This is a genomic window from Escherichia sp. MOD1-EC6021 (assembly GCF_002965245.1).
GTDB classification, from domain to species: domain Bacteria; phylum Pseudomonadota; class Gammaproteobacteria; order Enterobacterales; family Enterobacteriaceae; genus Escherichia; species Escherichia coli_F.
The window spans coordinates 180,788-194,535 of sequence record NZ_PTRU01000002.1; the positions used below are offsets into that span (position 1 = coordinate 180,788).

The window sequence follows — 13,748 nt, forward strand, 5'->3', positions numbered from 1 at the left end:
TATTTATATGTTAATAATAAGTAATGTTTGCGCTGTAAATGTAGATTGCAGGGTTCGTGCCAGCCAGTGATAAAATTGCATAAAAGGGGGCGATTAACTGATAATCAAGGAGTTATAACTGTACACTATGCATTTAAAGTGCATATAAAGTGAATACGTTTGCTATGTAGGTGAATAAAAAGAATAAAAAACGCAATGTTATGCAGAAGTAAAATATAATTCTGGAATTGTGATCATTGACGAAATTTACTGGAAATTACTGCGCCATTCTGACGCAGCGCGCACCAAAAGCGGGCAATTTTTGCGCCATCGTTGACATCATTAACAACCATCGATCAAATCACTTAACAACAGGCGGTAAGCAAAGCGAAATTCTGCTACCATCCACGCACTCTTTATCTGAATAAATGGCAGCGACTATGAAATTTGTCTCTTTTAATATCAACGGCCTGCGCGCCAGACCTCACCAGCTTGAAGCCATCGTCGAAAAGCACCAACCGGATGTGATTGGCCTGCAGGAGACAAAAGTTCATGACGATATGTTTCCGCTCGAAGAGGTGGCAAAGCTCGGCTACAACGTGTTTTATCACGGGCAGAAAGGCCATTACGGCGTGGCATTGTTGACCAAAGAGACGCCGATTGCTGTGCGTCGCGGCTTCCCTGACGACGGCGAAGAGGCGCAGCGGCGAATTATTATGGCGGAAATCCCCTCGCCGCTGGGCAATGTCACCGTGATCAACGGTTACTTCCCGCAGGGTGAAAGCCGCGACCATCCGATAAAATTCCCGGCGAAGGCGCAGTTTTATCAGAATCTGCAAAACTATCTCGAAACCGAACTTAAGCGCGAAAATCCGGTGCTGATTATGGGCGATATGAATATCAGCCCCACCGACCTGGATATCGGCATTGGCGAAGAGAACCGCAAACGCTGGCTGCGTACTGGTAAATGTTCTTTCCTGCCTGAAGAACGTGAATGGATGGACAGGCTGATAAGTTGGGGGCTGGTGGATACCTTCCGCCATGCGAATCCGGAAACAGCAGATCGTTTCTCATGGTTTGATTACCGCTCAAAAGGTTTTGACGATAACCGTGGTCTGCGTATCGACCTGCTGCTCGCCAGCCAACCGCTGGCAGACTGTTGCGTAGAAACCGGCATCGACTATGAAATCCGCAGCATGGAAAAACCGTCCGATCACGCGCCTGTGTGGGCGACCTTCCGCCGCTAATTTAGCTGCTCTCCTGGCTCAAACGGAGTCAGGAGAATTAACCTTGAGAAAAATCAACAAACTGTCAGTAATGATTTGTTGCTTGTCGTCCTTTGTTATACCGTCACAGCGTTTTTAGTTGTCTGACCACTTCTCTATTATCAAGTTTGATATAGGAAACTCCACAATGAACGCTGAGCGTAAATTTCTTTTTGCCTGTTTTATTTTTGCGCTGGTCATTTACGCTATCCACGCTTGCGGTTTATTCGATCTGCTCACCGATTTACCCCACTTACAAACTCTCATTCGCCAGAGCGGATTGTTCGGTTATTGCCTTTATATTGTGTTATTCATCATTGCCACCCTCTTTCTGTTACCAGGAAGCATACTGGTGATCACTGGAGGCATAGTTTTTGGCCCGATCTTAGGGACACTACTCTCATTAATTGCCGCTACGCTGGCCTCCTCGAGTTCATTCCTGTTGGCACGCTTTTTGGGGCGCGATTTATTGCTGAAATACGTTGGTCACAGCCATACCTTCCAGGCCATTGAAAAAGGCATTGCACATAACGGTATCGATTTTTTAATTCTTACCCGCTTAATCCCGCTGTTTCCTTACAATATTCAAAATTACGCCTACGGATTAACCACTATCGCCTTCTGGCCTTATACCTTTATTTCGGCACTCACTACCCTGCCCGGTATCGTTATTTATACCGTGATGGCCAGCGATCTCGCCAGTGAAGGCATTACGCTGCGCTTTATTTTTCAACTCTGTCTGGCGGGCCTGGCACTGTTTATTCTCGTCCAGCTTGCCAAACTCTACGCCCGACACAAACACGTGGATCTGTCTGCTTCGCGCCGCAGCCCACTTACTCACCCCAAAAATGAAGGATAGAACGATGTTGCAACATTTTTCAGCGTCATGGAAAAAAGGACTGGCTGCACTGTGTTTACTGGCCGTTGCAGGGCTTAGTGGCTGCGATCAAAAAGAGAATGCGGCAGAAAAAGTGGAATACGACGGGCTTTCAGACAGCCAACCACTGCGTGTCGATACCAATAACCATACGGTCACCATGCTGGTACAAATTAATGGCCGTTTCCTGACAGACGACACTCGACACGGCATAGTGTTTAAAGATGGCTCCAACGGACATAAATCGCTGTTTATGGGTTATGCGACCCCGAAAGCATTTTATGAAGCACTGAAACAAGCCGGTGGTATCCCGGGCGAAAACATGACGATGGATAATAAAGAAACGACTCATGTAGCGGGCAGCAAACTGGATATTTCGGTCAACTGGCAAGGGGCAGCAAAAGCGTATTCATTCGATGAGGTGATTGTCGACAGTAACGGTAATAAACTGGACATGCGTTTTGGCGGTAATTTAGCCGCCGCAGAAGAGAAGAAAACGGGCTGCCTGGTATGTCTGGATAGCTGCCCGGTCGGCATCGTCAGCAATGCAACATACACTTATGGTGCGGTGGAAAAACGTGGTGAAGTGCAATTCAAAGGCAATGCCTCGGTTCTCCCGGCAGATAACACGCTGGCTACGGTTACCTTTAAAATCACCGAATAAAGCCACGATAAAGGATGATGAAGATGCAATCGCGTAAAATCTGGTACTACCGTATAACCCTCATCATCCTGTTGTTCGCTATGCTGCTGGCATGGGCACTGCTTCCCGGCGTCCATCAGTTTATCAATCGCAGCGTTGCGGCGTTTGCCGCCGTGGACCAACAGGGTATAGAACGCTTTATTCAGTCTTACGGCGCACTGGCAGCAGTTGTCTCGTTCATGTTGATGATTTTACAGGCCATTGCTGCACCGCTGCCTGCATTTTTGATCACCTTTGCCAATGCCTCGCTGTTCGGTGCGTTCTGGGGTGGCTTGCTGTCGTGGACCAGTTCTATGGCGGGCGCGGCGCTATGCTTTTTTATTGCCAGAGTGATGGGCCGCGAAGTGGTGGAAAAATTAACCGGTAAAACCGTGCTTGACAGTATGGACGGCTTTTTCACTCGCTACGGCAAACACACTATCCTGGTATGCCGGTTATTGCCTTTTGTCCCTTTCGATCCAATCAGCTATGCTGCCGGTTTGACGTCAATACGTTTTCGTTCATTTTTTATCGCCACCGGGCTTGGTCAGTTACCGGCGACTATTGTTTATTCCTGGGCGGGCAGCATGTTAACGGGGGGTACCTTCTGGTTTGTCACCGGACTGTTTATTCTGTTTGCCCTGACCGTGGTGATTTTTATGGCGAAAAAAATATGGCTTGAACGCCAGAAGAGGAATGCCTGATGGGTTTACCACCGCTTAGCAAAATTCCTTTAAGTTTACGTCCGCAGGCGTGGCTGCATCGTCGCCATTACGGCGAGGTGCTAAGTCCAATTCGCTGGTGGGGACGGATCCCGTTTATCTTTTATCTGGTGTCGATGTTTGTCGGTTGGCTGGAGCGTAAACGCTCACCGCTCGATCCGGTAGTGCGATCGCTTGTCAGCGCACGCATTGCGCAAATGTGCCTGTGTGAGTTTTGCGTGGATATCACCAGTATGAAAGTCGCCGAGCGCACCGGCAGCACCGATAAACTGCTGGCAGTGGCTGACTGGCGGCAAAGCCCGCTCTTTAGCGATGAAGAACGGCTGGCGCTGGAGTACGCCGAAGCCGCCAGCGTAACGCCGCCAACGGTCGATGATGCCCTGCGTACCCGACTGGCTACGCATTTTGACGCTCAGGCGCTCACCGAACTGACGGCATTGATCGGCCTGCAAAACCTGTCAGCCCGTTTTAATTCTGCCATGGACATTCCCGCTCAGGGGCTGTGCCGTATTCCTGAAAAACGTTCTTAAGGAGAGATGATGCGCCATTGTGGGTGGTTGCTGGGATTGTTATCGCTGTTTTCTCTGGCAACACATGCCAGTGACTGGCAGGAAGTTAAAAATGAGGCCAAAGGGCAAACCGTCTGGTTTAACGCCTGGGGCGGCGATACCGCAATTAACCGCTATCTCGACTGGGTTAGCGGCGAGATGAAAACCCATTATGATATAAACCTGAAGATTGTCCGCCTGGCGGATGCCGCAGACGCGGTGAAGCGCATTCAGACCGAAGCCGCAGCCGGGCGCGAGACAGGCGGTTCGGTGGATCTGCTCTGGGTGAATGGCGAAAACTTCCGCACCTTAAAAGAGGCCAATTTACTGCAAACCGGCTGGGCTGAGACTCTGCCAAACTGGCGTTATGTCGATACACAACTGCCGGTACGGGAAGATTTTTCTGTACCTGTCGAAGGCGCAGAATCGCCGTGGGGCGGCGCTCAACTGACGTTTATCGCCCGCCGCGATGTTACGCCACAGCCACCACAAACACCGCAAGCCTTACTGGAATTCGCTAAAGCCAATCCTGGCACGGTTACCTATCCGCGCCCGCCAGACTTTACTGGCACCGCATTTCTTGAACAGTTACTGATTATGCTGACGCCAGATCCCGCAGCATTAAAAGAAGCGCCGAACGATGCGACTTTCGCCCGTATCACTGCGCCCTTGTGGCAATATCTTGATGCGCTGCATCCATATCTATGGCGCGAAGGAAAGGATTTCCCACCTTCGCCCGCGCGGATGGATGCTCTGCTGAAAACTGGCACATTGCGCCTGTCGCTGACCTTTAATCCTGCACATGCCCAGCAAAAAATCGCCAGTGGCGATTTGCCAGCAAGCAGTTACAGTTTTGGCTTTCGCGAGGGGATGATTGGCAACGTGCATTTCGTCACCGTTCCTGCCAACGCGAATGCCAGTGCTGCGGCGAAGGTGGTTGCCAATTTCCTGCTCTCACCTGATGCACAGCTGCGTAAGGCAGATCCTGCTGTATGGGGCGATCCATCGGTTCTCGATCCACAAAAACTGCCTGACGGGCAGCGCGAAATATTGCAATCAAGAATGCCGCAGGATCTGCCGCCGGTACTGGCTGAACCGCACGCAGGTTGGGTAAATGCGCTGGAACAAGAATGGCTACACCGTTACGGTACGCATTAATCTTGTTGCTGTGGGCGATGGTGGCGGTGATTTATGCACCGCTGATCCCGGCGGCGTTCACGCTGATATCGCCTGCTTTGTCGTTGGCACACTGGCAGGCGTTATTTGCCGATCCGCAGCTACCGCAGGCATTACTGGCGACGCTGGTGTCAACAACCATCGCGGCGCTCGGCGCATTGACGATTGCCCTGCTGGTAGTTATGGCGCTGTGGCCTGGGCCGAAATGGCAGCGTATGTGCGCCCGTCTGCCGTGGCTGCTCGCCATTCCCCATGTGGCTTTTGCCACCAGCGCCCTGTTGCTGTTTGCTGAAGGTGGCCTGGTTTATCAGTTTTTTCCTTTTCTCACTCCGCCGATGGATAAATTGGGTATTGGGCTGGGCCTTACCCTGGCGGTGAAAGAAAGCGCATTTCTGCTGTGGATCTTAGCGGCAGTATTGAGCGAGAAACGGCTGTTGCAGCAGGTTATTGTACTGGATTCGCTGGGCTACAGCCGCTGGCAATGTCTGAACTGGTTGTTGTTGCCCTCCGTCGCGCCTGCACTGGCAATGGCGATGCTGGCTATTGTGGCATGGTCGTTGTCGGTCGTGGATGTGGCAATTATTCTCGGGCCGGGTAATCCACCGACGCTGGCGGTAATTAGCTGGCAGTGGCTAACCCAGGGTGGCATTGACCAACAGACAAAAGGCGCGCTTGCCAGCCTGCTGCTGATGCTGTTACTCGCCGCCTACGTTTTGCTGGGTTATCTGTTATGGCGCGCCTGGCGACGCACGATCCCCCAGGACGATGGCGTTCGTAAGCCTGCCACGCCTTTATTGCCAGGGATTACGCTGGCGATTTTTTTACCCTTAACCGGTGTGCTGTGTGTGGTTCTGCTGGCGATCCTCGCGGATCAGTCGACGATCAATAGTGAAGCGCTCATCAACAGCCTGACAATGGGGCTGGTGGCGACGTTTATCGCTTTGGTCCTGTTACTGCTGTGGCTGGAATGGGGGGCAAAGCGTCGCCAGTTGTGGCTCTGGTTGCCCATTTTATTACCCGCTCTGCCGCTGGTGGCGGGCCAGTACATGCTGGCGCTATGGCTGAACATAGATGGGAACTGGACAGCGGTGGTCTGGGGGCATCTGCTGTGGGTAATGCCGTGGATGCTGTTTATCCTGCAACCCGCCTGGCAGCGCATTGATTCACGGTTAATTTTGATTGCGCAAACACTGGGCTGGTCGCGGGCCAAAATCTTCTTTTACGTGAAATGCCCACTCATGTTGCGCCCTGCGCTGATTACCTTCGCGGTGGGATTTTCAGTCAGTATTGCGCAGTATATGCCGACGCTGTGGCTGGGCGCGGGGCGTTTTCCGACACTCACCACTGAAGCGGTGGCATTAAGCAGCGGCGGCAGCAACGGCATTCTCGCCGCCCAGGCTTTATGGCAACTACTGTTGCCGCTTATTATTTTTGCCCTGACCGCGTTAGTCGCAAAATGGGTAGGTTATGTCAGACAAGGACTCCGCTAATGCTCTGCGTGAAAAATGTTTCGCTACGTTTACCAGAAAGCCGCTTGCTGACAAACGTTAACTTTACGGTGGATAAAGGTGACATTGTCACGTTAATGGGGCCGTCTGGCTGTGGAAAATCTACACTGTTTTCATGGATGATTGGTGCGCTGGCCGGACAGTTTTCTTGTGCAGGTGAGCTATGGCTCAATGAGCAACGGATTGACATGCTACCCACCGCACAGCGTCAGATTGGCATTCTTTTCCAGGATGCACTGTTATTTGACCAGTTCAGCGTCGGGCAAAATTTACTGCTGGCGCTACCGGAGACACTTAAGGGGAATGCCCGACGTAATGCCGTGAATGATGCACTTGAGCGTTCAGGCCTTGACGGAGCTTTCCATCAGGATCCTGCCACTTTGTCTGGCGGTCAGCGAGCGCGCGTTGCTCTGCTACGCGCCCTTCTCGCCCAGCCAAAAGCGTTACTCCTGGATGAGCCGTTCAGCCGTCTTGATGTGGCTCTGCGCGATAATTTTCGCCAGTGGGTGTTCAGCGAAGTTCGCGAACTGGCGATCCCCGTCGTTCAGGTAACGCACGATCTCCAGGATGTTCCTGCTGATAGTTCTGTTCTGGATATGGCGCAGTGGTCAGAAAATTACAACAAACTGCGATAACGCAAAGTTTTTCCCAATGCGTCAGTTCAGAATGGCGCACTCAAAACTACAATGTCGGGATTTTCGATGAAACGTGTTTCTCAAATGACCGCGCTGGCAATGGCTTTAGGGCTGGCTTGCGCTTCTTCGTGGGCCGCTGAACTGGCGAAGCCTCTTACACTTGACCAGCTTCAACAACAAAATGGCAAAGCGATAGATACTCGCCCCAGCGCGTTTTATAACGGCTGGCCACAAACCTTAAATGGCCCTTCCGGTCATGAACCTGCCGCCTTAAACCTTTCTGCTGGCTGGCTCGACAAAATGAGCACCGAACAGCTCAACGCGTGGATCAAGCTACATAACCTGAAAACCGATGCTCCGGTGGCGCTGTACGGTAATGACAAAGATGTCGACGCCGTCAAAACGCGACTGCAAAAAGCAGGCTTTACGCATATCTCCATCCTGAGTGACGCGCTAAGCGAACCTTCCCGTCTGCAAAAACTGCCGCACTTTGAGCAGCTGGTTTATCCGCAATGGCTGCATGACCTGCAACAGGGTAAAGAGGTTACGGCGAAACCTGCCGGTGACTGGAAAGTCATTGAAGCGGCCTGGGGCGCTCCTAAGCTTTACCTTATCAGCCATATTCCCGGCGCGGATTACATCGATACCAATGAAGTGGAAAGCGAACCGCTGTGGAATAAAGTCTCTGATGAACAACTGAAAGCGATGCTGGCAAAGCATGGCATTCGTCATGACACCACGGTGATTCTATATGGTCGTGATGTATACGCAGCAGCGCGTGTAGCACAGATTATGCTCTATGCAGGGGTGAAAGATGTGCGCCTGCTGGACGGCGGCTGGCAAACCTGGTCCGACGCGGGACTGCCTGTTGAGCGCGGAACGCCACCGAAAGTGAAAGCTGAACCGGATTTCGGCGTGAAGATCCCGGCGCAACCGCAGTTGATGCTTGATATGGAACAGGCCCGTGGGCTGCTGCATCGCCAGGATGCATCGCTGGTGAGCATTCGTTCGTGGCCAGAATTTATCGGTACGACCAGTGGTTACAGCTATATTAAGCCAAAAGGTGAAATAGCCGGAGCCCGTTGGGGACACGCTGGTAGCGACTCGACGCATATGGAGGATTTCCATAACCCGGATGGCACCATGCGTAGCGCCGATGATATTGCCGCTATGTGGAAAGCATGGAATATCAAACCAGATCAGCAAGTTTCATTCTACTGCGGCACCGGCTGGCGCGCGTCCGAAACCTTTATGTATGCGCGCGCAATGGGCTGGAATAACGTCTCCGTATATGATGGCGGCTGGTATGAATGGAGCAGCGATCCGAAAAATCCCGTAGCAACCGGTGAGCGCGGCCCGGACAGCAGCAAATAACATTGCAATTACTGGCGCTGGAGCGACTTCAGCGTCAGATACCCACTCCACACCCGCGTAAAGGTCGTCAGCCAGCACAACGCACCAAATACCCACGCAAACCACGGAAAATAAGCTGGCAAGAGGCAACTCAGAACAAACAGCAAAATCGTCTCGCTGCCTTCGGTTAACCCGCCCAGATAATAAAACGATTTATGCGCATAACCGGGATTATCAATCTGATGTTTCGCCGCCAGCGCAGCAAAAGCGAGAAAACTGCTGCCCGTGCCGATAAACGCAAACAGCAGCCAGCCGCCTGCCAGCGCGTTTTGCTCCGGTGCGGCGAGGATAAACCCAAAAGGCACCAGTGCGTAAAAAAGAAAATCGAGAGAAATATCGAGAAAGCCACCCGCGTCGGTAAGTCCTCTTCGCCGCGCCAACGCGCCGTCCAGACCATCAAGCAGCCTGTTCAACAAAATGACGATTAGCGCCGCCAGATACCAGCCCAGCGCCAGAAACGGCAGTGCCAGCACGCCGATGGCAAACCCCACTAATGTTAAACCATCTGGCGTAATGCCGGGTTTATCCAGCACCTTCACACACTGATGCAACAAAGGTTTAATTCGGGGATGAAGATGGCGGTCTAACACAGGCACTCCTTAGATATAAAGCCTTTCTGATTGAGCAACAGTGCGGATATTATGGCATTTTTCGCTTATCTGCCCGTGTGTAATTTATGAATATGATTGAAGTTGTTGCCGCCATCATCGAACGTGATGGCAAAATTTTACTCGCTCAACGCCCCGCCCATAGCGATCAGACGGGATTATGGGAGTTTGCCGGTGGTAAAGTCGAGCCGGATGAAAGCCAGCGGCAGGCGCTGGTGCGTGAGTTACGCGAAGAATTGGGCATCGAAGCAACTGTGGGTGAGTATGTTGCCAGCCATCAGCGAGAAGTGTCGGGGCGGATTATCCATCTTCATGCCTGGCACGTACCCCACTTCCACGGGACGTTACAGGCACATGAACATCAGGCGCTGGTCTGGTGCTCACCTGAAGAGGCTCTGCAATATCCGCTGGCCCCTGCTGACATTCCACTATTAAAGGCGTTTATGGCTTTACGCGCCGCCAGACCAGCGGATTAGTGCTAAGAGTTTTGTCATCCCGCTGGCATTGCAGCAGTATTCCTTCGGCTTTAATTACCGCCCCTTCAGAATAGTTTTGATCCTGATAGACGCAGCACTGATTACAGGGCTGCGCTGACTGCCCGCCTGAACTGAACACTTCTGGCGGTACGTTCACCTCCACGTCCGGACGATAATGCGGGTTAGCCAGTGCAATGAATGGAAATGCCAATGCTACGGCGAACAATGCTCGACTCACAGGGAACTCCTTAACGTTTTGTCTCTGTTACTGATAACGGTAGCCTGGCGGCAAAACTTTAGCGTCTGAGTTATCGCTTTTGGTTATGAGATTTCTCCCGTTATTAATTTGCTTTCGTGAGTCATTTTTTTCTTGCTTACCGTCACATTCTTGATGGTATAGTCGAAAACTGCAAAAGCACATGACATAAACAACATAAGCATAATCGTATTAATATATAAGGGTTTTATATCTATGGATCAGACATATTCTCTGGAGTCATTCCTCAACCATGTCCAAAAGCGCGACCCGAATCAAACCGAGTTCGCGCAAGCCGTTCGTGAAGTAATGACCACACTCTGGCCTTTTCTTGAACAAAATCCAAAATATCGCCAAATGTCATTACTGGAGCGCTTGGTTGAGCCGGAGCGCGTGATCCAGTTTCGCGTGGTATGGGTTGACGATCGCAACCAGGTGCAGGTCAACCGTGCATGGCGCGTGCAGTTCAGCTCCGCCATCGGCCCGTACAAAGGCGGTATGCGTTTCCATCCGTCAGTTAACCTCTCCATTCTCAAATTTCTCGGCTTCGAGCAAACCTTCAAAAATGCCCTGACTACCCTGCCGATGGGCGGTGGTAAAGGTGGCAGCGATTTCGATCCGAAAGGGAAAAGCGAAGGCGAAGTGATGCGGTTCTGCCAGGCGCTAATGACTGAACTGTATCGCCACCTGGGCGCAGATACCGACGTTCCGGCGGGCGATATCGGCGTTGGTGGTCGTGAAGTCGGCTTTATGGCGGGGATGATGAAAAAGCTCTCCAACAATACCGCCTGCGTCTTCACCGGTAAGGGGCTTTCTTTTGGCGGCAGTCTTATTCGCCCGGAAGCAACCGGCTACGGTCTGGTTTATTTCACAGAAGCAATGCTAAAACGCCACGGTATGGGTTTTGAAGGGATGCGCGTTTCCGTTTCTGGCTCCGGCAACGTCGCTCAGTACGCTATCGAAAAAGCGATGGAATTTGGTGCCCGTGTGATTACTGCGTCAGATTCCAGTGGCACTGTCGTTGATGAAAGCGGATTCACTAAAGAGAAACTGGCACGTCTTATCGAAATCAAAGCCAGCCGCGATGGTCGAGTGGCAGATTACGCCAAAGAATTTGGCCTGGTCTATCTCGAAGGCCAACAGCCGTGGTCTGTACCGGTTGATATCGCCCTGCCTTGCGCCACCCAGAACGAACTGGATGTAGACGCCGCGCATCAGCTTATCGCCAATGGCGTTAAAGCCGTCGCCGAAGGGGCAAATATGCCGACCACCATCGAAGCGACTGAACTGTTCCAGCAGGCAGGCGTACTGTTTGCACCGGGTAAAGCGGCTAATGCTGGTGGCGTAGCTACATCCGGCCTGGAAATGGCGCAAAACGCTGCGCGCCTGGGCTGGAAAGCCGAGAAAGTTGACGCACGTTTGCATCACATCATGCTGGATATCCACCATGCCTGTGTTGAGCATGGTGGTGAAGGTGAGCAAACCAACTACGTGCAGGGCGCGAACATTGCCGGTTTTGTGAAGGTTGCCGATGCGATGCTGGCGCAGGGTGTGATTTAAGTCATTAGCGCCGTTTCAGGCGTTTATGCCAGATGCGGCGTGAACGCCTTATCTGGCCTACGAAAACTGACTGCATCAGAGCATTACATTATCACTCCACTGCCCGCCTCTGCTGCTGGCGGGCTTTTTTTCGCTGCTCGCTTACGTGATGAAGTCTTTTTATTTCCTTCTCCGCCATCTGGAGCCACTATGCCGCGAAACTGCCGCACCGGCGTACGTTTGGCCTGATCAATCAACTGATACAGCGTCCCCACCAGCGGTTGCATAAAGTCCTGGTAGCGACACTGCTTTTCGCTGATTTGCGTCAGCACCGATTCCCAGTGCGCGGTCATGTCCGGTCGCGTCGCCATCTCTGGCAGCGAATGGAATAATGCTTTTCCGGCGTCGGTGGAGTGGATATAGCGCCCTTTTTTGGTCAGAAAGCCACGCTTGAACAACAGTTCAATAATCCCGGCACGGGTTGCTTCTGTCCCCAGACCATCGGTGGCACGAAGGATCTTTTTCAGATCTTTGTCCTGCACAAAGCGCGCGATCCCGGTCATCGCCGAAAGCAGTGTTGCATCGGTAAAATGGCGCGGCGGCTGCGTTTGTCGCTCTACCACCTCACCTTTTTCACACAGCAACTCATCGCCTTTCGCCACCACAGGCAGTGGCGTGCCGTCGTTTTCTTCATCGCGCTCTTTGCTGCCTAACAGCGTGCGCCAGCCTGCTTCAGCTAGAAAACGGGCTTTAGCGACAAATTTGCCTTTGGCTATTTCCAGTTCGATAACACACTTGCGGAACACCGCGTCCGGACAGAACTGCATCAAATACTGACGAGCAATCAGGTTATAGACCTTCGCCTCGTTTTCCGTCAGGTTGATGGCAGAACTCCTCGCGGTCGGGATGATGGCGTGGTGCGCATCGACCTTTTTGTCATCCCAACAGCGGTTGCGTATATCTGGATCTACCACTGGTTGCGGCAACAGATCCGGCGCATGGACGCCGATAGCATTCATCACCGCGTGGCGTCCGGCAAAATGCTCTTCTGGCAGATAGCGACAATCGGAACGCGGATAAGTGATTAGCTTGTGCGTTTCGTACAACTTCTGGCAGATATCAAGCACGTTCTGCGCACTCAGACCAAAGCGTTTAGCCGCTTCAATCTGCAACGCCGAAAGCGAAAACGGCAGCGGTGCGGATTCTGATTCCCGTTTATCGTTATAGCTGGTGACAATAGCCGGTTGGCCGCTGATGCGGTTGACCACATGCTCCGCCAGCGGACGATGTAACAAGCGCCCTTCTTCATCCTGGTACGGTTCACACGCTTCGCTCGGTTGCCAGATAGCGGTAAACCGCTCATCGGCAGGTGTCACGATATGCGCTTTGACTTCAAAGAAGTCTTTCGCCACGAAGTTTTCAATTTCTTCATCGCGGCGCACCACCAGCCCGAGCACGGGCGTCTGCACGCGGCCCACGGAAAGCACGCCCTGATAACCCGCATTACGACCGAGAATGGTGTACGCGCGGGTCATATTGATGCCGTATAACCAGTCGGCTCGTGCTCGCGCCAGCGCAGAAACGCACAGTGGTACAAACTCGCTATTGGAGCGAAGACGATCGATCGCCCGCTCAACCGCCTGCGGGTTCAGGTCGTTTATCAAACAACGCTGTACCTGCTGGCGCTTTTCTGGTGCCAGTTGCAGGTAGTCCAGCACTTCATCTACCAGCAATTGCCCTTCACGGTCCGGGTCACCGGCGTGAACGATTTCGCTGGCTTCATGCAGAAAGCGTTTGATGACGTTAAGTTGTTTGGTCACGGAGGGTCGTGGCTGTAATTGCCACTTTTCCGGGACAATGGGGAGATCGGCCAGGTTCCAGCGCGCATAGCGACTGTCGTAGGCGTCTGGCTGCGCCTGCTCAAGCAGGTGACCGATACACCAGGTCACCACCTGGCCATTACCGCACTCGATAAAGCCATCGCCTTTCCGGTGCGGTTTGGGCAGGACATCAGCAATGGCGCGCGCCAGACTCGGTTTTTCGGCAATAAACAACCGCATTGAA

The 13,748-nt window shown here is 52.5% G+C and carries 14 protein-coding genes; 11 read left to right on the forward strand and 3 right to left on the reverse strand.

Annotated features, from left to right (window positions below):
• Nucleotides 1-419: 419 nt before the first annotated feature.
• The 9 genes from xthA (at nt 420) to ynjE (ending at nt 8,766) form a co-directional block, all read left to right on the forward strand.
• On the forward strand, nt 420-1,226 hold the full coding sequence (gene xthA / locus BEB54_RS03090; RefSeq protein ID WP_000673911.1) for an exodeoxyribonuclease III: 807 nt from the start codon (nt 420-422) through the stop codon (nt 1,224-1,226).
• Between the two features lie 166 nt (nt 1,227-1,392).
• Nucleotides 1,393-2,103: a TVP38/TMEM64 family protein gene (locus BEB54_RS03095; protein WP_105276954.1), complete on the forward strand. Its 711-nt coding sequence runs from the start codon at nt 1,393-1,395 to the stop codon at nt 2,101-2,103.
• Nucleotides 2,104-2,107: 4 nt separating this feature from the next.
• Nucleotides 2,108-2,785 (forward strand): lipoprotein YdjY, encoded by a 678-nt coding sequence (ydjY, locus tag BEB54_RS03100; RefSeq protein ID WP_105276953.1) that lies wholly within the window; start codon nt 2,108-2,110, stop codon nt 2,783-2,785.
• 14 nt (nt 2,786-2,799) lie between these two features.
• Nucleotides 2,800-3,507 (forward strand): TVP38/TMEM64 family protein, encoded by a 708-nt coding sequence (locus tag BEB54_RS03105; protein WP_000977148.1) that lies wholly within the window; start codon nt 2,800-2,802, stop codon nt 3,505-3,507.
• A complete protein-coding gene (locus BEB54_RS03110) occupies nt 3,507-4,055 on the forward strand; it encodes a carboxymuconolactone decarboxylase family protein (protein WP_105276952.1) in 549 nt (182 codons plus the stop codon). The genes BEB54_RS03105 and BEB54_RS03110 overlap by 1 nt, the downstream gene beginning before the upstream one ends.
• Before the next feature lie 9 nt (nt 4,056-4,064).
• Complete coding sequence (locus BEB54_RS03115; RefSeq protein ID WP_105276951.1) at nt 4,065-5,231, forward strand: ABC transporter substrate-binding protein; 1,167 nt, start codon at nt 4,065-4,067, stop codon at nt 5,229-5,231.
• The gene (locus BEB54_RS03120) at nt 5,204-6,739 is read left to right on the forward strand and encodes an ABC transporter permease subunit (protein ID WP_105276950.1); all 1,536 of its coding nucleotides are present in this window, start codon (nt 5,204-5,206) and stop codon (nt 6,737-6,739) included. The genes BEB54_RS03115 and BEB54_RS03120 overlap by 28 nt, the downstream gene beginning before the upstream one ends.
• Nucleotides 6,739-7,392 (forward strand): ATP-binding cassette domain-containing protein, encoded by a 654-nt coding sequence (locus BEB54_RS03125; protein ID WP_032184378.1) that lies wholly within the window; start codon nt 6,739-6,741, stop codon nt 7,390-7,392. The genes BEB54_RS03120 and BEB54_RS03125 overlap by 1 nt, the downstream gene beginning before the upstream one ends.
• 66 nt (nt 7,393-7,458) lie before the next feature.
• Nucleotides 7,459-8,766, forward strand: a complete 1,308-nt coding sequence (gene ynjE / locus BEB54_RS03130) for a thiosulfate sulfurtransferase YnjE (RefSeq protein WP_105276949.1) — start codon at nt 7,459-7,461, stop codon at nt 8,764-8,766.
• Between the two features lie 8 nt (nt 8,767-8,774).
• Here the strand turns inward: ynjE and BEB54_RS03135 are convergent, their stop codons facing one another.
• Nucleotides 8,775-9,395, reverse strand: a complete 621-nt coding sequence (locus BEB54_RS03135) for a CDP-alcohol phosphatidyltransferase family protein (RefSeq protein WP_105276948.1) — start codon at nt 9,393-9,395, stop codon at nt 8,775-8,777.
• Nucleotides 9,396-9,481: 86 nt separating this feature from the next.
• On the opposite strand from BEB54_RS03135, the gene nudG reads away from it, so the two are divergent.
• Complete coding sequence (gene nudG / locus BEB54_RS03140) at nt 9,482-9,889, forward strand: CTP pyrophosphohydrolase (protein WP_105282129.1); 408 nt, start codon at nt 9,482-9,484, stop codon at nt 9,887-9,889.
• Here nudG and BEB54_RS03145 read toward each other — a convergent pair.
• A complete protein-coding gene (locus tag BEB54_RS03145) occupies nt 9,855-10,127 on the reverse strand; it encodes a YnjH family protein (protein WP_105271084.1) in 273 nt (90 codons plus the stop codon). The two genes, nudG and BEB54_RS03145, sit on opposite strands and share 35 nt — an antisense overlap.
• Before the next feature lie 234 nt (nt 10,128-10,361).
• Between BEB54_RS03145 and gdhA the strand changes: the two genes are divergently transcribed.
• Nucleotides 10,362-11,705 carry an NADP-specific glutamate dehydrogenase gene (gene gdhA, locus BEB54_RS03150; RefSeq protein WP_000373043.1) on the forward strand — a complete coding sequence of 448 codons (1,344 nt, stop codon included), beginning with the start codon at nt 10,362-10,364 and terminating at the stop codon, nt 11,703-11,705.
• Nucleotides 11,706-11,788: 83 nt separating this feature from the next.
• Here gdhA and topB read toward each other — a convergent pair whose 3' ends face one another.
• Nucleotides 11,789-13,744, reverse strand: coding sequence for a DNA topoisomerase III (topB, locus tag BEB54_RS03155; protein ID WP_001235791.1), 1,956 nt, complete (start codon nt 13,742-13,744; stop codon nt 11,789-11,791).
• Nucleotides 13,745-13,748: the final 4 nt, after the last annotated feature.